This is a genomic window from Clostridium muellerianum, assembly GCF_012926525.1.
In the GTDB taxonomy this organism is placed as follows: domain Bacteria; phylum Bacillota; class Clostridia; order Clostridiales; family Clostridiaceae; genus Clostridium_AM; species Clostridium_AM muellerianum.
Genome location: NZ_JABBNI010000012.1, coordinates 1 through 22,017, shown reverse-complemented (window position 1 = coordinate 22,017; position 22,017 = coordinate 1). Strand labels below are relative to the sequence as shown.

16 protein-coding genes are annotated in these 22,017 nt (G+C 29.4%); 2 read left to right on the top strand and 14 right to left on the bottom strand.

The window, feature by feature from the left end; genetic code table 11:
• Positions 1-136 precede the first annotated feature (136 nt).
• Positions 137-2,203 carry a chemotaxis protein CheA gene (locus HBE96_RS06325; protein WP_169297008.1) on the bottom strand — a complete coding sequence of 689 codons (2,067 nt, stop codon included), beginning with the start codon at positions 2,201-2,203 and terminating at the stop codon, positions 137-139.
• A gap of 571 nt (positions 2,204-2,774) precedes the next feature.
• On the opposite strand from HBE96_RS06325, the gene HBE96_RS06320 reads away from it, so the two are divergent.
• A complete protein-coding gene (locus HBE96_RS06320) occupies positions 2,775-5,189 on the top strand; it encodes a glycogen/starch/alpha-glucan phosphorylase (RefSeq protein ID WP_169296913.1) in 2,415 nt (804 codons plus the stop codon).
• Positions 5,190-5,621: 432 nt separating this feature from the next.
• On the opposite strand, the gene HBE96_RS06315 is transcribed toward HBE96_RS06320, so the two are convergent.
• From HBE96_RS06315 to HBE96_RS06270, 10 genes are all read right to left on the bottom strand, one after another.
• A complete protein-coding gene (locus HBE96_RS06315; protein WP_169296912.1) occupies positions 5,622-6,923 on the bottom strand; it encodes an acetyl-CoA hydrolase/transferase family protein in 1,302 nt (433 codons plus the stop codon).
• A gap of 378 nt (positions 6,924-7,301) precedes the next feature.
• Positions 7,302-7,970, bottom strand: a complete 669-nt coding sequence (locus HBE96_RS06310; protein WP_169296911.1) for a Crp/Fnr family transcriptional regulator — start codon at positions 7,968-7,970, stop codon at positions 7,302-7,304.
• Positions 7,971-8,095: 125 nt separating this feature from the next.
• A complete protein-coding gene (gene pcp / locus HBE96_RS06305; protein WP_169296910.1) occupies positions 8,096-8,737 on the bottom strand; it encodes a pyroglutamyl-peptidase I in 642 nt (213 codons plus the stop codon).
• Between the two features lie 15 nt (positions 8,738-8,752).
• Positions 8,753-9,682, bottom strand: coding sequence for a DUF979 domain-containing protein (locus HBE96_RS06300; RefSeq protein ID WP_169296909.1), 930 nt, complete (start codon positions 9,680-9,682; stop codon positions 8,753-8,755).
• A complete protein-coding gene (locus tag HBE96_RS06295) occupies positions 9,679-10,365 on the bottom strand; it encodes a DUF969 domain-containing protein (RefSeq protein ID WP_169296908.1) in 687 nt (228 codons plus the stop codon). Before HBE96_RS06295 ends, HBE96_RS06300 begins: the two co-directional genes overlap by 4 nt.
• Before the next feature lie 225 nt (positions 10,366-10,590).
• Positions 10,591-12,744 carry a heavy metal translocating P-type ATPase gene (locus tag HBE96_RS06290; protein ID WP_169297007.1) on the bottom strand — a complete coding sequence of 718 codons (2,154 nt, stop codon included), beginning with the start codon at positions 12,742-12,744 and terminating at the stop codon, positions 10,591-10,593.
• A gap of 114 nt (positions 12,745-12,858) precedes the next feature.
• Complete coding sequence (locus HBE96_RS06285; protein WP_169296907.1) at positions 12,859-13,224, bottom strand: metalloregulator ArsR/SmtB family transcription factor; 366 nt, start codon at positions 13,222-13,224, stop codon at positions 12,859-12,861.
• 281 nt (positions 13,225-13,505) lie between these two features.
• Entirely contained in the window at positions 13,506-13,880 is a 375-nt protein-coding gene (locus tag HBE96_RS06280) for a phage holin family protein (RefSeq protein WP_169296906.1), read from the bottom strand.
• A 581-nt stretch (positions 13,881-14,461) separates the two neighbouring features.
• Positions 14,462-15,028 (bottom strand): SF0329 family protein, encoded by a 567-nt coding sequence (locus HBE96_RS06275; protein ID WP_169296905.1) that lies wholly within the window; start codon positions 15,026-15,028, stop codon positions 14,462-14,464.
• Between the two features lie 492 nt (positions 15,029-15,520).
• On the bottom strand, positions 15,521-16,189 hold the full coding sequence (locus HBE96_RS06270; RefSeq protein ID WP_342590158.1) for a helix-turn-helix transcriptional regulator: 669 nt from the start codon (positions 16,187-16,189) through the stop codon (positions 15,521-15,523).
• Positions 16,190-17,034: 845 nt separating this feature from the next.
• Here HBE96_RS06270 and HBE96_RS06265 point away from each other — a divergent pair.
• Positions 17,035-18,336, top strand: a complete 1,302-nt coding sequence (locus HBE96_RS06265; protein WP_169296903.1) for an aromatic amino acid transport family protein — start codon at positions 17,035-17,037, stop codon at positions 18,334-18,336.
• 321 nt (positions 18,337-18,657) lie between these two features.
• Here the strand turns inward: HBE96_RS06265 and HBE96_RS06260 are convergent, their stop codons facing one another.
• The 3 genes from HBE96_RS06260 to HBE96_RS06250 form a co-directional block, all read right to left on the bottom strand.
• Positions 18,658-19,317 carry a YsnF/AvaK domain-containing protein gene (locus tag HBE96_RS06260; protein ID WP_169296902.1) on the bottom strand — a complete coding sequence of 220 codons (660 nt, stop codon included), beginning with the start codon at positions 19,315-19,317 and terminating at the stop codon, positions 18,658-18,660.
• A 67-nt stretch (positions 19,318-19,384) separates the two neighbouring features.
• Positions 19,385-19,837 carry a YsnF/AvaK domain-containing protein gene (locus HBE96_RS06255; RefSeq protein WP_425350707.1) on the bottom strand — a complete coding sequence of 151 codons (453 nt, stop codon included), beginning with the start codon at positions 19,835-19,837 and terminating at the stop codon, positions 19,385-19,387.
• Between the two features lie 274 nt (positions 19,838-20,111).
• Positions 20,112-21,869 carry a helicase-related protein gene (locus tag HBE96_RS06250; RefSeq protein WP_169296900.1) on the bottom strand — a complete coding sequence of 586 codons (1,758 nt, stop codon included), beginning with the start codon at positions 21,867-21,869 and terminating at the stop codon, positions 20,112-20,114.
• Positions 21,870-22,017: the final 148 nt, after the last annotated feature.

Below are 22,017 nucleotides of genomic sequence, written 5' to 3'. Positions count from 1 at the left end.
GTCCCCCCTATTATAAAAACAAACTCTTTAAAATTATATAAAACAATTAATCTAAACTAAATCAGAAACCTTAGTTATCAATGTCTTAAAAATATAAATATTTATATTTCATACTATTTAAAATTTAGATGTATATTTATAGCTTTTCTAAAATACCATTTACATCTATAATCAAACTTATACTGCCATCACCTAGTATGGTACATCCTGCAATTCCCTGAACCTTTTTTATATATTTAGGTAATGCTTTAACCACCACCTGCTGCTCTCCTAATAATTTATCTGCAAAAATACATGCTGATTTTGAATCTCCATCTACCATTACCATAATTCCATCTTCTATGGAAGTAGTTTCTGTTTGTATATTAAATGCTCTGTGAATCCTTAATACAGGATAGCACTGACCCCTTATCATAATAATTTCATTTCCATCACAATCCTCTGTAACATCTTTTGCTGAAGGTTTAAAAGACTCTCTTATAGAGGTTGTTGGTACTGTGTATTTAGTTTTTCCTACGGCAATTTCCATACCATCAATTATTGCAAGAGTTAAAGGAATTTTTATAACCATAGTAGTTCCTTTTCCTAAAGTACTATCTATTGATATAGTTCCACCAATACTTTCAAGATTCTTTTTAACTACATCCATACCAACTCCACGTCCAGAAAATTCAGTAACCTTTTCTTTTGTAGAAAAGCCTGGTAAAAGTATGAACGAAAAAACTTCTTTATCTGTAAGTTCATTTTCATTCTTTGTTAAAAGTCCATTCTCCTTTGCTTTTTTTAAAATCTTTTTCCTATCCATACCCTTTCCATCATCTTTAACTACAATCCATACATCTCCGCCTTCACTTCTAGCCTCTAAAGTTATCTTTCCTTTTTCATCCTTGCCATTCTTTATTCTAGTTTCTTTATCTTCTAATCCATGATCCAGCGAATTTCTTATAAGATGCATAAGAGGATCTGAAAGATGATCTATAATGTTTTTATCAACCTCAGTTTCTTCTCCGATAATTTCCAGTTCAACTTCCTTATTTAGTTTTTTGCTCATGTCCCTAACTATTCTATTCATTTTGTGAAAAGTCATAGATACAGGAACCATTCTTATTGACATTACAATATCTTGAAGTTCATTAGTAAGCTTTCTTAATTGCCTTGCCGCTTTATTAAAACCATCTAATTGTAAAGCTTCTATTTCAGGATTTCTTGTAACCATAGCCTCCGAAATAACTATCTCACCTACTAAATCCATAAGCATATCCAATTTTGAAATATTTACACTTATAATGCTCTGCTGTTTTGATGTTTTTGATTTATTTTCATTATTTTTATTATCGTGTTCAGGTTCATAGGATTTTTCTTCTGAATTAGAAATAGAAGTATCTTCATTGCCAACAGACGTATCTTCAGTTTGAACTGAATCCGTAATTTGTTCTGGATATTCATCAATTTCATTTATTTCCATACTTCGTACAAAAGCAGTTTGATTTAGCAATGCCTCAACTTCTATTCTTGATTTATCAGTAGCAAAATACATTAAAAATCCATCTTTTTTTATAATGTCTGCACTATCATTGTTATCCATAATATCTTCAGGAAAGTAATAAATTTCAGTGGTAATGTCCTTAATATTATGCCAAACAGTATATGCCCTTATATTTTCCATTTCACAATCTTCTTCAAATAAAATAAGCACAGAATATTTTGTTGCATTAACATTTAAGGATTCATTTTTACAGAATCCTATGTAATATTGCGTTTTATCCTCCTGAGCCTTTTGTAAATCTGTTTCATTCTCTTGATTTTGATCCTGATTTTCATTACTTTTCATTATGCTTAGATGCATCTTTATGCTTTCTACAAGAGAATCTGATACTCCATCCGCTTCGTCTGAATTTTCTAATTTATCTATTTCATTCTTTATAAAATCAATACCTGAAAGTACTAATTCAGATAACTTTTCAAAATCGATTACAGTATTTTTATTCTCTCTTATGAAGAAAAATACATCTTCTAAAGAATGGGCAAGTACAGAAATATTGTTGAACATCATCATTGCCGAAGAACCTTTTATTGTATGCATTATTCTGAAAATTTCATTTATATCTTCATCTTGAAGCTTCTTTTCTTTTTCACATCGAATAATTATTTCTTCTAACTGTTCTATAAGCTGATTTGTTTCAAAAAGAAACATATCCAGCATCGGTTCTCTATCCAATCTAAATCACTCCTTATGATACTATTTTGATTTATTAATTTACTTTAATACATCATTATAGAATTGAGTTCAATACTATTAAATTCTAGATGGTAAAAAATCTTATGAAAAATTAAATAGGTTCATCTAATTCAAGATATTCCACAATATGATAATTTTCTCTTAATTGGTGTTATTTTTTAGGTCATCATATTATTTTATAATAATTTTTGCATAATCATATTATATTGGAAATATATATTCTACAAAGGAAGTATAAATTCCTTTTTTTTTGATATTTACCGCTATATTTTTTCCTTTTAATCAAATTACATACAAATTTGAAGTTAAAACTTATTATGATTAATTATCTTGACATTTTAAATAAACTATAAAATTTTACTTTTTTTATTACACATAGCTTTCAATAGTTCTATATTAATTTTCTACCATTAATGCTTATAACTTAATAGACATTTTAATTTTTTCGAATGGTATTTATATGTTTTTATGCTATAATATATAAATAGTACCAATATAAGTAAAATTAGTATTGCATGAAAGGATGATCGATACTATGTATATTGACAAAAAAAGCATTAAAAGAGATTTTATAAATGAACTGACTACAATGTATTCCGAGGATATTAAAGGAGCATCTAATCTTCATAAATATTTTGCCCTTTCCGAATTGGTAAAAAAATATTCATCGCAAAATTGGATGCGAACTAATAGAAAATACAAAAATACTAAAAAAAAACAAGTATACTACTTTTCTATGGAATTTTTAATAGGCAGACTTTTAGGAAATAATCTATTAAATTTAGGAATAAAAGATGTTTGCAAACAAGCCTTAAAAGAGTTAGGCATAAACTTAAATGAACTAGAAGAAGTGGAAAGTGATGCTGGTCTGGGAAATGGAGGCCTTGGAAGACTTGCTGCTTGTTTTCTTGATTCTATGGCTTCCTTAGGTATTCCAGGTCACGGCTGTGGTATAAGATATTACTATGGACTTTTTGAACAAAAAATAATAAATGGATACCAGGTAGAGGTTCCTGATCATTGGTTAAGAGACGGAAACATATGGGAAACACGAAAAGAAAATAAAGCTGTTAAAATTAGATTTAGTGGTAATGTACGTACTGAAATCAAAAATAATTCATTGAAATTTATACATGAGAACTATGAAGAAATTTTAGCTGTTCCCTATGATACTCCCGTAATAGGATATAATACAGACACTGTTAATACATTAAGATTATGGAATGCTGAAGTCATAGACAGCGATTTTGATTTTGATTTCTTTAGTAAAGGAGATTATTCAAAAGCCGTAGAACATAAAAATTCTATAGAATCTATATCTCAAGTATTATATCCTGATGATTCAAAAGAAGAGGGTAAACTATTAAGACTTAAACAACAATACTTCTTTGTAAGTGCAGGTCTTCAAAGCATAATTAGAACTTATAAAAAAATGAACATTCCTATAAATGAATTAGATAAATATATTGCTGTTCAAATAAATGATACTCACCCATCTGTTGCTGTAGCAGAACTCATGAGAATATTAATTGATGAAGAAGAAATATCCTGGGATGAAGCCTTCAAGATCACTACAAATGTTATGTCTTATACAAATCATACCATACTTTCAGAAGCTCTTGAAAAGTGGCCTATATACATGTTTAAAAAGCTTTTACCAAGGATATATATGATAATTGAAGAAATAAATAAAAGATTTTGTGAAGAAATTAAAAATAAATACCCAAATGATAATAAAAAACTTAACGACATGTCAATAATATTTAATGGTGAAATACGAATGGCTTATTTAGCTATAGTCGGCAGTCACTCCGTTAATGGTGTTGCAAAACTCCATACAGACCTTTTAAAAAATAAAGAACTTAAGAATTTTAATGAATTCTATGAAAGAAAATTTAATAATAAAACTAATGGTATAACTCATAGAAGATGGCTTCTTAAAGCAAATCCAAGTCTTACAAAAATATTATGTGAAACTATAGGAGATCAATGGATTAAAAACCCTTTAGAACTAGAAAAATTTTCGAAGTATGCTGATGATTTAAATATCCAAAATAAAGTTAGAGAAGTAAAAGAAAAAAATAAAATATCATTTTGCAACTATGCTAGAAGAGTATATGGTATAGAGATAAATCCTTATTCTATATTTGATGTACAGGTTAAACGACTTCATGCTTATAAAAGACAAATGTTAAATGTATTTAATATTTTAAACCTGTATTACAAACTAAAAGAAAATCCATCCCTGGATATTATTCCACGAACCTTTTTCTTTGGAGGAAAAGCTGCACCTGGATATTATCTTGCAAAACAAATTATAAAATTTATTAATACAGTGGCCTCCAAAATTAATAACGATAAAGATGCCATACATGGGAAATTAAAAGTTGTGTTTTTGCCAAATTATTCTGTATCTTTAGCTGAAAAAATAATTCCCTGTGCTGATGTAAGTGAACAGATATCTACAGCTACTAAAGAAGCCTCTGGAACAGGAAATATGAAATTTATGATGAATGGTGCAGTGACCATTGCTACCTTAGATGGAGCTAACATTGAAATTAAAGAAGCTGTAGGTGATAAAAACATAGTAATATTCGGCATGAATAAAGAAGAGGTTCTTAATTTAGAAAAAAATAATAGTTACAAGTCAAATGACTATTACTATTCAGATCCTAGACTAAAAAGAATAATAAACTCACTTATTGATACTTCTCTAAATGTATCTTCTTCTGAATTTAAAGACATATATTCATCACTGCTAGAAAAAAATGATGAATACTTTGTTCTAAAAGATTTTGATTCTTATGTAAATGCTCAAGATAATATAGATAAACTTTATAGAGATAAAAATAAGTGGCAGGAAATGTGCATAATGAATATTTCAAAATCAGGTATTTTTTCTTCTGATAATACCATAAAAAAATATGCAAAGGATATATGGAACGTGTAATTTTCATATAAAAGTGCGTTGCAACACAACTTTTTATAGGTGGAGTCCGCATTGAATATATTTTCGTATTAGATTTTTCAACAATTTAATTGATCAATCTCTTCCAAGATGTTTTTATAAATTTTAGATAATGCTATACGCAATGCACTAAGAAGAAGCGTTAAGCTGTATGAAGACCTGATATATGTTGTGCAGGAACATTCGAGCAAATTTTAGAAGTTCTTATGCTTGAGATATTGAAAAATGCCGTAATTTTTGCCAGGACGGCAAAAGCTCCGAAAGTGACAGGACGTCACATTTGAGAAGATAGGCATTTTTTAATATCTCAGGCATTAGAACTTCTTAAATGAAGTGAGTGTTCCTGCACAACATATATCAGTCGGAATACAGCTTAACGTTTCTTCGGTTATTGGCAGTTGTATCTCATTATACTTAAAATTTACTTCTAAATCTTTTTTCATATTCTTCTATAAGCCAAGGTCTGAAGTCTGGATGAGCAATATTTATAAGTGCTCTAGCTCTTTCCTTTAAAGATTTACCCTTAAGCCTAGCAATACCATATTCTGTAACAATATAATTTACATCAGTTCTTGAAGTTGTAATAGGTGTTCCTTTTTGTATAAATGGAACTATTCTAGAAACTTTTCCTTTAGCAGCAGTGGATGGTATAGCAATGATAGCTTTTCCATCTTTACACATATTAGCTCCTCTTATAAAATCAACTTGTCCTCCAATTCCACTTATCTGATTCATTCCTATGCTTTCAGAACATACTTGTCCCATAAAATCTACTTCAACACAGGAATTTATTGAAATCATTTTAGAATTTTTCATTATAACTGTAGGATCGTTTACATAAGTTGCAGGATAAGTCTCTACCATAGGATTATCATCTACAAAATCGTACAACTTTTTTGTGCCCATTAAGAAAGTTACAACTATTTTTCCTGGATTCAAAGTTTTTTTCTTATTATTAATTGCACCTGATTCTACTAAATCAACTACCCCATCAGATATCATTTCTGAATGTATACCTAAATCCTTTTTATCCTTTAAGGATAACAGTACTGCATCCGGAATAGCTCCTATACCAACTTGAAGCGTAGAACCATCTTCAACTAATGAAGCACAATACTCTCCTATAGCTCTTTCAATCTTTCCTATCTTAGGCTGTTTTAACTCCATTACAGGATGTGAGGTTTCTACTATATAATCGATATCCGATACATGTATAAATGAATCTCCTAAAACTCTAGGCATATTTTCGTTTACTTCTGCAATTACCATTTTAGCGCAATCTGCTGCTGGCTTAGTATAGTCATTGGAAATTCCAAAACTACAATAACCATGTTTATCAGGTTTGCTTACTTGAATTAATGCCACATCTACAGGTAAATATCCATCTTTAAACAATCCAGGTATTTCACAAAAAAAGCAGGGAGTAAACTCTGCCTTTCCAGAATTAACAGCATCCCTAGTATTAGTACCTACAAATGTAGAATTATATTTAAAGTACTTTTCCATTCCCTCCTGTGCATACTTGCATTCTCCCACATCTACCATATGCACTATTTCTACATTTTCATAGTTTTCTTTATTTTCAACCAGTGCATCTATAAGCTCTGTAGGTTCTGCAGCTGCAATACTTACAACTACTCTACTATTAGATTTTATATTAGAAACTGCTTCTTTTGCACTTACTAGTTTACTTTCGTATAGTTTTTTCCAATCCATAAAAATCACCCTTCCTATACACTATAAATTAAAAATATTGATAATTATTTTTATAAGTTAATGCGCATTAACTATATCAATTTTGAAAAATGTTAATTGTGATTGTTAAAAAAACTACAAATAACAATATAACATTTAAGTAAAATTATACCACATTAATATTTTTTTATCAAAATATTAAAATAGCATTAATTTACAAATTAATGCATCTGAAAGAAAATAACAAGTCCAATATGCGATGGATATTTTTTGTAAGACAAGGAGACAGGTTCCGCAGAAGCTTAAGCTATCTAAGAGTTCTGTGGACGCAGTATTACAAAAAATAGACTAGCATATGGACTTGTTATTTTTTTGAAGATGCCTAATACTATTTTAACATTATTCTTCAACTATATATTTAAGTTTGTTTATATCTAAAACATATATTTTCTTGTTTCTCATCTCTATTATTTTTTCATCTTTTAAATACTTTAAAGTTCTTGTTACCGTTATACGAGAACAACCCACCAAATTTGCCAATTCTTGTTGTGTCATTGGTATGTTTATTAAACATTTACTTTCTGAAATTTTTGTAGTTTGAATAAGCATCCTATATATAGCATTTATTATTTTAGCTTTAGAAGAACAAAATAAACTATCTGCCATTTGTAAAACAGATATTCTATACTTTCTAACTATGCTGTGAATAAAAAAATTATAAGCTTTGGAATTCTCCTCCAAAAACTTATTTAAAATTTCTTTATTAACCAATGCTATTTCCGAAGCTTCCATAAACACAATTAGCGACCTTTCTCCTCCTACAAAATAATTTATCTCTCCAAATATCTCTCCACTTTGAAGAAAATAAAGTACTTTTTCCATCCCCCTTGAATTACAAATTATACTTTTAACTTTACCTTTAATTACTATTGCTACAAAATTTTCTTTTTCAATATCTATAAATTCACTTTTCTTATACTGCTTTTTTTTACCTAAAGGAGCTAATTCTTTTAAAAAAAACGATCTCATTTCGTCCTGCTTTTCTTTATCAAAAAGTTCTATATACATACGTATCACACTCCTTTTAAAAAATTTCATTTGAAATATTTATTTTAATTTTAAGCTAAAATAAAATACATAGCAACAAAAACTGCTATGTATTTTAAAATACTATTCATTTTTATATATAATCTTTAACAAATTTCACCACAAGATAACTTTATATCTTCTTTATTTTTTAGTATTGCTATTACTGCACATTCTAATGCTTTAACCATATCATCTAAAGCCATTGAAGGTACCTCTTTTTTATTAACTACTTGTATAGGTATATAAGGAACATGTATAAAGCCACCTTTTATATTAGGATATTTTTTGTTAATGATATACAATAATCCATACATTATATGATTGCATACAAAAGTACCTGCAGAATTAGATACAGATGCTGGAATGCCGTTATTACTTATCTCCTTTACTATTGCTTTTATAGGAAGCGTTGAAAAATAAGCATTTTCACCATCTTGAAATATCTTTTCATCTATAGGTTTATTGCCATCATTATCATCTATTCTTGCATCATCCATATTAATAGCAACTCTCTCTACTGTTATATCAAATCTTCCACCTGCTTGTCCTACGCATATTACTGCATCTGGATGATGTTTTTTTACAACCTCTTCAAGCTTTTCTATAGACTTTCCAAATACAGTAGGAATCTCTTCCTTTACTATTTCTGCCCCTTCTATATTATCTTTTACCTTCTTTATGGCCTCTAATGCAGGGTTTATTTTTTCACCTCCAAAGGGCTCAAAACCTGTAATTAAAATTTTCATATTTAAAAACCTCCTTTAAAATGCTAATTTATACATAAGAATTATATGAATTATAAGCAATAATATAGCCACTGGTAATTGAGTTATTATAATTCTATTTTTGCTTTTAGTTTCTAGTAATGCTGCTGGCACCACATTAAAATTGGCAGCCATAGGTGTCATCAATGTTCCACAGTATCCTGCAGTAAGTGCCAAAGCCGATGCTATGGCTGGATTTGCGCCTTGAGAGAATACAAAAGGTATTCCCACTCCTGCTGTTATAACAGCAAAAGCTGCAAAAGCATTACCCATTATTATAGTAAATATAGCCATACTTATACAATACACTATTACGCCCAAAAGTATATTTCCTTTTGGCATAACTGTAGAAATTCCTTGAGATATAACTTGTCCAACTCCAGCTGTAGTAAACACAGTTCCTAATGCTGCTAAAAGCTGTGGAAGTATATTAGAAGGTCCTACTTGCTGCATCATTCTATCTCCATCTACAATTACATTCTTTAAAGGAGATTTTGTTATAATAATAGTAAATATAATTGCTACTAAAGCAGATATTCCTATAGCAACCTCTCCTCCAAGCTTTGTATATTGTGCTACTACAAAAGCCGCTACTGCAAGTATAACTGAAGGTACAAATATCTTACTTCCTATCTTTTTAGATTGATTTTCTTTAAATTCTTCAGTAGGTTCTAGTAGTTTGCCTATATTAACCTGTTTTAAAGCAGTTAATATCCCCATAATAAGAATTAGTCCGCCAGTTAACTCATTTGGCATATATGTACCACCCATAAAAACTATTCCAAGTAATGCCCAAAAGGCTGTTGTGCCTATTCTTGTAGGGTGCTTTTTGTCTATTGAGACATAGTATGCTGTAACAATCATCATTACACCTGATAGTATACAGAAAATTTCTAAAAGGATTTTAGATATTATTTTTATACTCATTTATTATCACCCTCAATTCTTTTTTCATATTTTTTTCTAAGGCTTCTATCTAACCAAAGATTTTGTATAACTACTATTATAAAAGCTAATATAGCAATAGGTATAGAAGCTTTTGCTACATCTATTTGACTTGCATTGTATCCTAACTTGCCCATTGTCCCTGCAATAAGAAGTACCCCCGGACTAGCAACAAAAACGTTTTGTCCATAAAAATTTCCGTAGTTTTCCATAGCTGCTGAAGCCCCTTTTATTTTTTCTTCATCCTCTTCATCTATATTTTCATATTTACTAACAGCTGCACCTTGAGCCATTGGATTTATAAGTGGCCTTATAAATTGAGGATGTCCTCCTAATTTTATAGAAAGAACCGCTGCTACTTCTCTTATAAACATATATAATGTAAGTATTTTTCCTGTTGTAATAGCTTTCGTATTTTTTATTAGGTCAATTGATTTTTCTTTTAAACCATATCTTTCACATATACCTATTACTGGAAAAGTAAGAACAAATAATGTCATATATCTAGTATCAGAAAAAGCCTTTCCAAGTATTCCTAATATGTCCATAAAACTTAGTCCTGCTACAAGTCCTGTAGCAAGTCCTGCTATTAAAACTACTGCTATAGTGTCCAGTTTTAAAGCAAAACCAACTATTACTATAAAAACACCTATAAGTTTTAACATTTTTGATAACCCCCTTATCTAATTTTTGATTTTAGTGTAAATTGAATTTCTACATCTATTAATTTTAAATTATACAAACAATTCTAAATATTTTCTGTAGCCTAGACTACAAAAATAAAAATAAATTTTCTAATGATAACCTAAATAAAAGAGGTTATTTCAAAATCTCACAAGTTAGCCTTTGAAATAATCTCTTTTACTCTTTTCTAATTAGTATCTATAATCTTATGCATTTTTTACTTTTAATGCTCTCATAGAATTTAAAATTGCAATTATTGCTACACCTACATCTCCAAATACTGCTTCCCACATGTTTGCAATTCCTAATGCTCCTAATACTAAAATTATTATTTTAACCCCCAATGCAAAAACTATATTTTGCATTACAATATTCTTTGTTCTTTTTGCTATTTTTATAGCAGTTACAATTTTGGAAGGTTCATCTGTCATAATTACCACATCTGCTGCTTCTATTGCTGCATCTGAACCTACTCCTCCCATTGCAATGCCTACATCTGCTCTTGCAAGTACTGGTGCATCATTAATTCCATCTCCTACAAAAATAAGTTTGCCTTTTGGTGATTTTTCTTTTTCAATGCTTTCAAGTTTTTCAACCTTATTTTGTGGAAGAAGTTCTGAATAAACTTCATCTACTCCTAATTCTTGTCCAACTTTAGAACCCACAACTTTATTATCTCCTGTTAACATAACAGTTTTTTTGATTCCTATACCTTTTAATCCCTGTACTGCTGTTTTAGCATCCTCTTTTACTTCATCAGATATAACAATATAGCCTGAATAATTTTTATCAATAGCCACATATATTACTGTTCCAAAAGTATCAACCTTACTGTAACATATCTTTTCTTTATCCATTAATTTAATGTTTCCACACAATACTTCTTTTTCATTTATATTTACTCTTACTCCATGTCCTGATATTTCTTCATAATTTTTCATAGAGCTCTTATCTATTTCTTTATCATAAGCCTTTAAAATTGAAGTAGCTATTGGATGATTGGAATAACTTTCTGCAAAAGCAGCATATTCTAATATTTCTTCTTTTGTCATATTATTAAAGGCAGCAATTTCAGTAACTTTAAACGTACCTTTTGTTAAGGTACCTGTCTTATCAAAAACAACCATTTCAACATTATTTAAAGCTTCTAAGTAATTACCTCCCTTTATAAGAATACCATTTTTAGAAGCACCACCTATGCCGCCGAAAAAGCCTAGTGGTATTGATATTACTAATGCACAGGGACATGAAACTACTAAAAATACTAATGCTCTATATATCCACTGCGAAAAGCTTGACCCACTAATTACTAAAGGAGGAATCACTGCTAATAACACAGCTGATATAACAACCACTGGAGTATAATACCTAGCAAACTTTGTTATAAATTTTTCTGTTGGTGCTTTTTTACTGCTTGCATTTTCTACTAAGTTTATTATTTTTGCTGATGTAGATTCTGAAAATTCTTTTGTAACCTTAATAGTTAAAACTCCATTTTTGTTAATAAAACCACCTAATATAGTATCATTAATTACAGCCTCTCTAGGTACTGATTCCCCTGTTAAAGCAGAAGTATCTAGCATAGATTTCCCTTCTATTATAACGCCATCTAATGGAACTTTTTCCCCTGGCCTAACAATAATAAAGTCTCCTACTTTTACTTCTTCAGGTGTAACCTTTTCTATTTTATCTCCACGTTTTAAATTAGCAAAATCTGGTCGTATATCCATAAGTGAAGAAATAGACTTTCTAGAATTATTTACAGCTGCATCTTGAAACAATTCTCCAACTTGATAAAATAACATAACTGCTACAGCTTCCGGAAATTGTTGAATTGAAAAAGCTCCAATAGTTGCAATGCTCATTAAAAAGTTCTCATCAAACACTTGTCCTTTTGATATATTTTTTAAAGCCCTTATTACTACTTCTCCACCTATAAGCAAATAACTTATAATATATAATGAAGCTTCCACCCAAAAACTAAACTGAAAAACAGATGCAATTACAAATATTGCTGTACCAATAGATAATTTAATTAATTCTTTTTTCTTTAATTGTTCACCATGATTATGCTCATGTTCATGAACATGTCCATTATGGCTATGGGATTTTTCCTGTACTAATTTTTTATTTAATACCTTTTCCTTCATAACAACCTGTGATTCAATATTTTTTACAACTTTTTCAGCTGCTGCAATAAGCTCATCTGTTTTACTTATTTCTTCGATTTCTAATGCTAAAGATTTTGTCATAAAATTCACAGAGACATTTGTAATACCTTTTATTCCACTTATATTTCTTTCCATTTTAGCTGCACAATTTGCACAACCTAATCCCTCTAATATAAACTCTTTTTTCAGTTTATCTTTTGTACTTTTAGCTGGAATTTGAATACTCTTATTGGGTATTTTAATAGTCTTATTAGGTATTTTCCCTCTTTTTATTACTTTTGTCACTTTAACACCACCTTCACCTTATCTTTCATTAATATGAAGTAATCCTTGATCAAAAATACGTTTAACGTGCTCATCATCAAGGGAATAATAAACAACCTTTCCCTCTTTTCTAAACTTTACAAGTCTGGCTTGTTTTAAAACTCTTAATTGATGTGATATTGCAGATTGAGTCATTGAAAATAATGCTGCTATATCACAAACACACATTTCTGATTTAAAAAGAGCACATATTATTTTTATTCTAGTTGTATCCCCATATACCTTAAAAAATTCTGCCAAATCATATAATTTTTCTTCTTCTGGTATACTTTTTTTTACCTTATTTATTACATCTTCATGTATTACATTACAATTGCAAACCTCAATATTACTTTTATTTTCCACTTGCTCTCCCCCTATTCAGTATATGTTTAATTGTTCATATGTTTACTCATTCATATGTTTATATTAATTCTTTTATGCTTAGCTGTCAATAACTATTCTAAAAATATTTCCATTAATTTTACTAAACTTAGGCATCTTAAAAAATATCTTAATATAAATTAACATTAAAGAGACCATACAAAATACTATGATTTTGCATGGTCTCTAATCTTTAAACAGTTTTCTATAATAAGAATGTAAGTTTATATAAATCTGAAATTATATATTAAACTAAAACATACTTACATTACTCTTCCTGGGAATACTGCATCTATCACTCCAATAACCAAAGCTGCTAATATTGAACCCACTACAGATACCCTCATATTAGGAACTAAAAATTGAGCTAAATATATTATTATAGCAGCAATAATAAATCCTTTTATTCCTTTTCCAAAAGGTGATGCATCAACTCCCATAAAGGATTCTACTAAATAATCTATTACACTTATTACCACTGCAGCCAATAAAAATGACCACATACCAATAATAGTAAAACCTGGTGTCAAAAATGATGTTATTGCTAAAATAACTGCAACTGCTATAAACCTTCCTATCCAATGTAGAAGTCCGCCACCAGCTGAATGTTCTTCTCTTTCTCGTCTTTCATGTGCCATTAATAATTACCTCCTTTAGAAAAGTAAATTTTACTTCATGACTACATGCTTAAGCAAGCTCAACCAATACTTATATAAAAAATTACAAACATAATATCAATAAAGCTTTACTTTTATTAGCATATACATGTAGTTTTCTCACATTACTTAAAAATATAAGTGGTAAGTATTCTTTAAAAGGTATATATCATGGTAACAAAACTAAAAAAGATGACTCCTGTTTACATTACAAAAATCATCTTTCTACAATTATTTATAAGTTTTTTAATCACATTCTATAAAAATATTTTTATAGCAATATTATGATAAAATGTAATTTTTTCATTATTCATTTCAAATAATTTTTAAGTAAGTTACTACATATTCTTCTACTAAAAATTATTAACAATTTGTTTGCATTTTTTCAGGATACTTACGAACCCAGCAAATTTAGCATTTTCCTAATTCTCCAAGCAAACTTTTTACTAAAATGTTATCTTCCAATAGAAACTCTTCTACTATATTTTTTAGTTGCTTCTATAACTACCTTTTGTTGAACAATGATTAGAAATCAGTATCACTGCTCAAATCATTTTCCTATATCAAGCACTAAGTCGAAGTTCATAGAAATATTGTACAATTGGGTGCTTCAACTTCATTTTCTCAGCCATCTTTAAAAGTCGCTTTTTTCCCACTCGTCTGTCCACCAATGCCAATACATTTAATAAGATATCATTACTCTCTAAACTTTCCTCTATAGAAATAGTTAAAAATCTATTCACTACATCATTGAAATTTGATTTGCATAATGCTGACTGTGCAAATAGTATTTCCTTTGCATATTCTGATATTTTTCTATTTCTTGCAATTACTTTTAACCTATCCTCTGGTACTGCCCCCTTAGTATCCCTTCTTACCTTTTCAACTTCCTCATTATTAATAGGAATTTGAATATCTGGATCATTTTTGATTTCCTGCTCTGTCTGATACCATCTAATTAAGGTCCTTGTATCACTCATATTGAATATGTTCTTTTTATCTACTTTTATATAACATTGCCCAACTTTATCAGATAAATATCTATAGCTGGTGGCACCATATTCTAGCCTGCCATATAATGCAGGACAAAGAAAACTCTCTAGACTTTGCTTCATTTTACTCCAACTCATGAACTCCTCCTATAAATTAACATTCTAAATTAGTATACACTTTTACCATTCTAAGCTCAAATCATTAGCTTGTTATTAGCTTACTAACTAGTTCTATAGCTCATCTAATTATATTATAATAAAACTTTTAAACGACTATACTAAATCTTTCTACTACCAAATACTTTTATACACTCCATCTAAGTAACAACAAAAATAAGGCATCAATAGCTATTTCTTAAACCATTGATGCTCATATTACTATTTCTTCATTCAATAAGACATGTCAGAATTATTTGCTAACTTTTTATAAGTTTTAGAGTGGTATCCACCTCATATCAAGAACATGTTTGCTAGCTGCGCTTGCTCAGGATTGTTGCACACTTTGTAATGGGTCAGTCCCCCTTACAAAAATCGGAACAATTTTTGTTGCTATAAGTTGATGACATTGCCTCCGGTCATATTTATTAGTACAACGAATTTGATATATTTTAGTATCCTACTTACCTTATTTCAATGGGAAGATTTAAATTTGTTAAGGTATCTATATATTGTAGGCTCTGATACTTGGAGTGTCTTTGCAATTTCAACAACTGCACCTTTAAGGTTAAATGCCCCTTTATCGTATAGTTGTTTTACAACATACATTTTTTCTTCAGCTGACATTCTTTGGGGATCTATGTTTACATCGTGGATTATATCGTTAATTATAGTATGGAGTAGAGCATCTACATTATCATAGAATTTATCCTGGGTTTTTATATCTTCGATTTCTTTCACAGACTCGTTGGATATAAAACTGAGGCTATCCATTAGTTTTTTTACATTATTGTAATCTTCTATGTCTACGTTTACACATATTACTCCTATTATTTTATTTTTTTCATTTTTTATAAAATAACTTGCAGATCTGAAGGTTTTAAAATTTCCCTCTGCTTTGTAATTTGCCACAAAATCCTTACTTTGGTAGCTCTCATTCTGTATTATGTTAAGGACTAGATTTGTAAGAGGTCCCCCTACTCTCCTACCGCTTAAGTGTCCATTTTTTATAAATATTATAGAATTATTGGGAATCGTAACATCATGTATTACAACTTCACAATTATTTCCTAAAATTGCTGATATAAATTCTGCCATAGGTATATATTTTTCAATTAATTCTCTGTCATTCAAAATTTCCACCTCACTAATAGTAGTAAATTGAGCTTTTAAATGTATAGAGCCACCATTTTTTAGTATTTAGAATATCGGAATACTAGAAACGATGGCTAAACTTGTATATATTATAACACCAAATTGAATTATTACAAACATTAAAAATATTTGATATTTTTATAAAAAAGGCTGAAAAGTCATTTTTTAAATTTAGTACAGTTTTAATTAAATACTAAAAAACATTTAAACTGTCAAACTCCTAAATTAATTATTCATTAGACTCTATTATACATGTTTCTTATTATACTATGTTGACATTACATTTTTCGTGTGATATATTTTTATTGCAATAAATAATTATTATGTTAATAATTATTTATTCTCACAATTGAAATTTTATTCTTCAATTTTTCAAAATAATAATTATGGAGGTGAAGATAAAATAAATAAATAGATTAAAATAGTTTGTTATAGGTTATTAATATGTCTTTTGTATAGTCTTATAGTAATAATCAAATTTGAATTATTAATGGAATTATTAATTGTCTTTTCTGTTTCGAACATATTAAGCTATTTGTGCTTTTACAAAGGATAGTAGGGTTAGAAATGATTATGTTAGGTATTAAAGATTACCCAACGTAAGGTAATAAAGACACAATTTATTGGAATTTTATCGCTAACTATGATAACGGTTACGAGCAAAGAGAATAAAAATCATCTTTAATTCGAACTAAACAGAATATTTAAAAAATGCAATGTTGATATTAATAACTTCATCAATTTGTGGAAAAGCGAAAAATATTTGTACCAATTAGATTTTAGTTTACGTTTAAGTAACGATACCAAAAATAAGTATAAAGGAGACGTTAAAAATGATTCAAACTAAAAAAGTGCAGGAAATGAAAGCATATAAAGACGCTAACAAATGGCATAGTCAGGATACAACTTGGGCTATGAGCCTTTTTGGAACAGCAATTGGAGCAGGTGTACTCTTCTTACCAATTAATGCAGGAGCAGGTGGAATATTATCTTTACTTTTAATTACTATAATTGCATTCCCTATCATGTACTTTTCACACAGAGCTATGGCAAAAATGATTTATTTTTCTAAATCTGGTGATAAGGGAATTACAGCTACTGTAAGAGAGTATTTTGGAAATACAGCAAGTAAAGTTTTTGATGTTGTTTATTTCTTCTCTATTTATTCAATACTAATAATGTATGCAGTTTCATTAACTAATACTGCAAAGAGTTTCATAGAAAATCAATTGAATATGCAAGCACCACCAAGAATTGTATTATCACTTGTTTTAGTTCTTTTTCTAATATTCATTGTAAATTTTGGACAAGAGGTTACTGTAAAAGTAATGAGCTATCTTGTATATCCATTTATAGCAACTTTAGTTCTTCTATCTTTATATTTGATTCCACAATGGAGTGTATCAAATTTAAGTTTAGCAGGTAACTTTGCACCAGCAGGTGGAAAAGTTGGTATTGGTACTGTATTAGGAATAGCTTGGTTTATCTTACCAATAATCGTATTTTCATTTAACCATTCTCCAATGATATCTACTTTTGTTGTTAAACAGCGTGAAACTTATGGAATGGAAAATGTAGACCGTAAATGTGCCCAAATTCAAAAGGTATGTTATACAGTAACAATTTGTGTTGTATTGTTCTTTGTGTTCAGTACTGTTTTAAGTGTAACTTCTGCTGACCTTGCACTTGCTAAAAAAGAAAATTTACCAGTTCTTTCTTTCCTTGCTAACAAATATAAAATGCCATTATTCGCTTATGGAGCTCCTATCATAGCTTTAGTTGCTATTACAAAATCTTTCCTTGGACATTATATAGGCGCATATGAAGGTTTGGAAGATATTATTGTTCAAGGTGCTAAATCTTGTGGAAAAGATTTAAACAGCAAAACAGTTAAAAACATTATTGTTGTATTCATGATTTTAACATGCTGGATGGTTGCTTTCTTAGATCCAAGTATCCTTGATCTTATAGATATGGTTAATGCACCACTAATTGCAATGATTTTATTCATACTACCTATGTACGCAATATACAAAGTACCTACATTATCTAAATACAGAAAAAATCTTAGTAATGCATTTGTTATTATTGTAGGATTACTAGTAGTTTTATCAAGTATTAAAGCATTCTTCTAGTCCTACTAAAATAATCATAGAACCAATTTTTCAAGCAAACTTTAAAGTTTTATGTGGAGAAAGAGGTGAAGATCCTCTGACTTACTCTGCTACTTCAAATACATATTATAAAAAAGAAAAGCATTTGTTGATGTTAAGTCAATAAATGCTTTATCTTTTATATTTGGATCTATCTGCATAGTAAATTGAGTTTATATTTGCAATCGATAAATCTGAATTTGGCTGATTTTATTAAAGACCTTGAACGTTTATTAGCAAAACAGATTGTTAACAAGTTGTTTACGTCACCCGGTAATACTTATAGATGTAACAAATTTGCTACTACCTTTTTCTTTTTTGCTTATTGTTTTTTCTAATATCAACATGAGGTATTTCCTTTTTTAGTGTTTCAGTTATATGTTTTATCTCTTTATATTTATGCTTAGTAACTGAAACATTCTCTAAAGTTACTGGTTCCTTGTGTATATCAATACGTTCTTTACTAATAGGTATTCTAATAGTTTCAGTATGGGCGTTTGATTCACTCTGAGATTGTGGATCAAAAACCTTTTTTTCAATAACAAGTTCCTCCTGTTTTACAGGTACAGTGATATTCTCCTCTTTGGTTAAGACTTCTTTGTGAATGGATACCTCACCAGTTTTTATTTTGTCCTTAGATATTTTCATTTGTTCTTTACGAAGCTGCATTTTCACATCACTGTTAGTATCATGAGAATTATCCTTTAAAATCCTTTCACCACTGTCCTTATATGTGTTGCTTTGAGCTATCAATCCACCTATAATTATTCCAATAACAATACCTAATATAGTTCCAGTTATCATAGGATCAATTGATGTAATTGCAAATATAGTTATAAATCCAGGTATAGCTAAAATGGAGAACTTATATAAAATAGCAATTATAAAACCAATTATTCCACCAATGGAAGCACCTGTTAAATATTGAACATTTCTTTTATTAGGTATATCTTTACTTAACATGCTACATCCTCCTAAAAAACACCTCCTGAGTTTGAGAGGTGTTTTTCTAATTTATTTTATAAGTTTCTTAGTGGAAACCATCATCTGAATTTTTATCTATTATCTCTGCATCACCATTTGTATTTATACGAGCTTCTTCTCTTTTTAGTTTCTCATCAACTCGTTCTGTTTCTTCAACTTCACGCTTATGCGCAGACACCTCTCCAGTTATCACAGTATGTTTATCTACATTGATCTTTTCTTCACTTACTGGAATACGTATTGTTTCTTCATCACTAATAGGCGTATCACTAGCTTCATTATCTATTGATCTTCTTTCAATGACAACTTCTTCATGAGTAATTGGAACATCCACTGTTTTTTGTTCTTCAACAATTTCTTTGCTTAATTCGACTTCACCCTTTTGAACCCTACTTTTATTTATATCAAGCTCTTCTTTATGAAGTGTAAGTCTTCCTTCATCTTTATCCTTCTTCTTATCATCGTCATTGCCTAAAATGCTATCAAATATTCCCATAATAAATTACCTCCTACAAGCACATATTTTTAAATTCATTAATATTTTATCCTTGCTGAAGTAATATATCCTTTGGGAAATATGGAGTTAAAGTAAATGGCTTACAATATATTTTTAATCAAAAAATTTTAGCAAGTGTAGGTATGGTTTCCTAAACTTTTGTTTTGGCACGATAATACAAGCTTTCATAATTACAGTTATCTATACAAAAAGAACGCAAATAGATTTAATTTTTACGTAGATCTACTTACATCACCAACACTCACATTCATTATTGTTATATATTCAATAATATTTTATTAATATCTTCACTTACTTTTATGCGTTCGTCATAAACCCACTGTTCATCAAATTCCAAGTTGAAAACTTTAGAAAAAGAATAATAAAGATTTATCTTTTGATAGTAAAGTTCCAATTCGTTAAGTCCTTTTAATAAACAAGTAGGTTTAGAAATAATATCTCTCTTAGCTATAAAACGCTCATCTACATAGCTTAAAAAAGCATCCATCATGGTAGGATTTGATACATCAAAAGGTATTTTTAATAAAGTCCACTCCAGTTTTTCATCTAATTTATAACTCTTTATGTTCTCTAATATTATGATATATTCTCCAATGTCCATCTTTCTATAAAAGTATATCTTTTCTTCTCGTGTACTCCACAGCGCAAGTTTCTCCTTTAAAGGTAGACTTTTTATTTTCAGTATAACCTCACTTGGTCCTATAACTGCTTCTTCTATAATTCTATCTGTTGTATTTATCATATCATTTATAAATTCTTGAGTGCCTCCATAAGATGCCACATACCCAACATCGTATATACCCTTTCTACCTGCTCTTCCTGCAATTTGTTTTACCTCCTGTGAATTTAAAAATCTTACTTCAGTACCATCAAACTTCTTCACGTCCATAAATATAATTCTTCTGATTGGAAGATTTACCCCCATACCGATGGCGTCTGTAGTTATTAATACTTTTGTTTCTTTATTTATAAATTGCTCATACTGCTTTCTTCTTACCTCTGGAGGTAAATCTCCATAAATCAAACTTGTTTTTATACCTAAATTTGCATAATAATATGCTAATTCTAATACTCTTTTTTTTGAAAATACTACAAGTGCATCTCCATCTTGAATATTTTTATGAGAAAAAGAATTGTACTCCACCGCAAGCGGTATGCTTCTTCTATATTCTTTAAAGTCATATTCATCCTGACAATCTTCAATTATTTTAACCAATAAATTCTTACTGTTGATAGCTCCACAGACATGTATCTCTTTACAATTTAATCCAAGTAATGCCCGTGTCCATGCCGCTCCTCTCTGATCATCCTTTATCATCTGAATCTCATCTATAACTGCTATATCATACTCTTCACTAATATCCAACTTTTCTATGGTACAGGATATGTGCTGTGCCCCTTCTACAATTATTTCCTCTTCACCAGTCATAAGGTTGCATTTTACACCTTCCCAGTTTAATCTCTCATAGTTTTCTAATGCCAGTATTCTTAAAGGTGAAAGATATATTCCCTTTTTAGCTTCTTTTAGCCTTTGCATTGCAGTGTAAGTTTTCCCTGTATTGGTTTCTCCTAGATGAAGATAAAATTTTCTCACAAGCTTCCTAGCATCTTCATATTCATCTTTAGGATTTACTGGAAACACATTATCAAATTCTTTAGATACAAGTTTAGGTATATGCTTGGTTATAAGCACACTAATTATTCCTGAACCTAAATAGCTATCATAATTATGTTTTACTATTTCCTTAAAACTAAAATTAGTGCCATTTTTTCTATTATAGTCATCTACAAGTCTTTCAGATATGTATTCTAATATCTCTAAATATCGTTCATAAACACCTTTAAAATCCCTAATACCATCATCCTCAAATTCTTTTAGATGCCTTATTTTCTTTCTTACAGCAGCTTCATGCTCCCATAGTGCATTTGTTTTAGTGTGTTTTACTATTTCTTCTATTTGAGGAATTTGATTTTTTATCTTTCTAAAATTTCTTTCTACTGCTCCTTTTTTCATAGATAGTCCTCCTAGATAGAATTGTTAGTGTAAAATTTTTTTACACTATTTTTATAAATTTTCTTTATATATCAAGGGTTACAGAGTTTTTTAAATAAAAAAACAATGACCCCCTATTTCATGTTATAATTGAATCTCTCACCAAACA

Excerpts from the sequence above, each read along its gene's own strand:
- HBE96_RS06325 (WP_169297008.1), bottom strand. The coding sequence starts at position 2,203 with ATGCTGGATATGTTTCTTTTTGAAACAAATCAGCTTATAGAACAGTTA.
- HBE96_RS06320 (WP_169296913.1), top strand. The coding sequence starts at position 2,775 with ATGTATATTGACAAAAAAAGCATTAAAAGAGATTTTATAAATGAACTG.
- HBE96_RS06315 (WP_169296912.1), bottom strand. The coding sequence starts at position 6,923 with ATGGATTGGAAAAAACTATACGAAAGTAAACTAGTAAGTGCAAAAGAA.
- HBE96_RS06310 (WP_169296911.1), bottom strand. The coding sequence starts at position 7,970 with ATGTATATAGAACTTTTTGATAAAGAAAAGCAGGACGAAATGAGATCG.
- pcp (WP_169296910.1), bottom strand. The coding sequence starts at position 8,737 with ATGAAAATTTTAATTACAGGTTTTGAGCCCTTTGGAGGTGAAAAAATA.
- HBE96_RS06300 (WP_169296909.1), bottom strand. The coding sequence starts at position 9,682 with ATGAGTATAAAAATAATATCTAAAATCCTTTTAGAAATTTTCTGTATA.
- HBE96_RS06295 (WP_169296908.1), bottom strand. The coding sequence starts at position 10,365 with ATGTTAAAACTTATAGGTGTTTTTATAGTAATAGTTGGTTTTGCTTTA.
- HBE96_RS06280 (WP_169296906.1), bottom strand. The coding sequence starts at position 13,880 with ATGGCACATGAAAGACGAGAAAGAGAAGAACATTCAGCTGGTGGCGGA.
- HBE96_RS06275 (WP_169296905.1), bottom strand. The coding sequence starts at position 15,028 with ATGAGTTGGAGTAAAATGAAGCAAAGTCTAGAGAGTTTTCTTTGTCCT.
- HBE96_RS06265 (WP_169296903.1), top strand. The coding sequence starts at position 17,035 with ATGATTCAAACTAAAAAAGTGCAGGAAATGAAAGCATATAAAGACGCT.
- HBE96_RS06260 (WP_169296902.1), bottom strand. The coding sequence starts at position 19,317 with ATGTTAAGTAAAGATATACCTAATAAAAGAAATGTTCAATATTTAACA.
- HBE96_RS06250 (WP_169296900.1), bottom strand. The coding sequence starts at position 21,869 with ATGAAAAAAGGAGCAGTAGAAAGAAATTTTAGAAAGATAAAAAATCAA.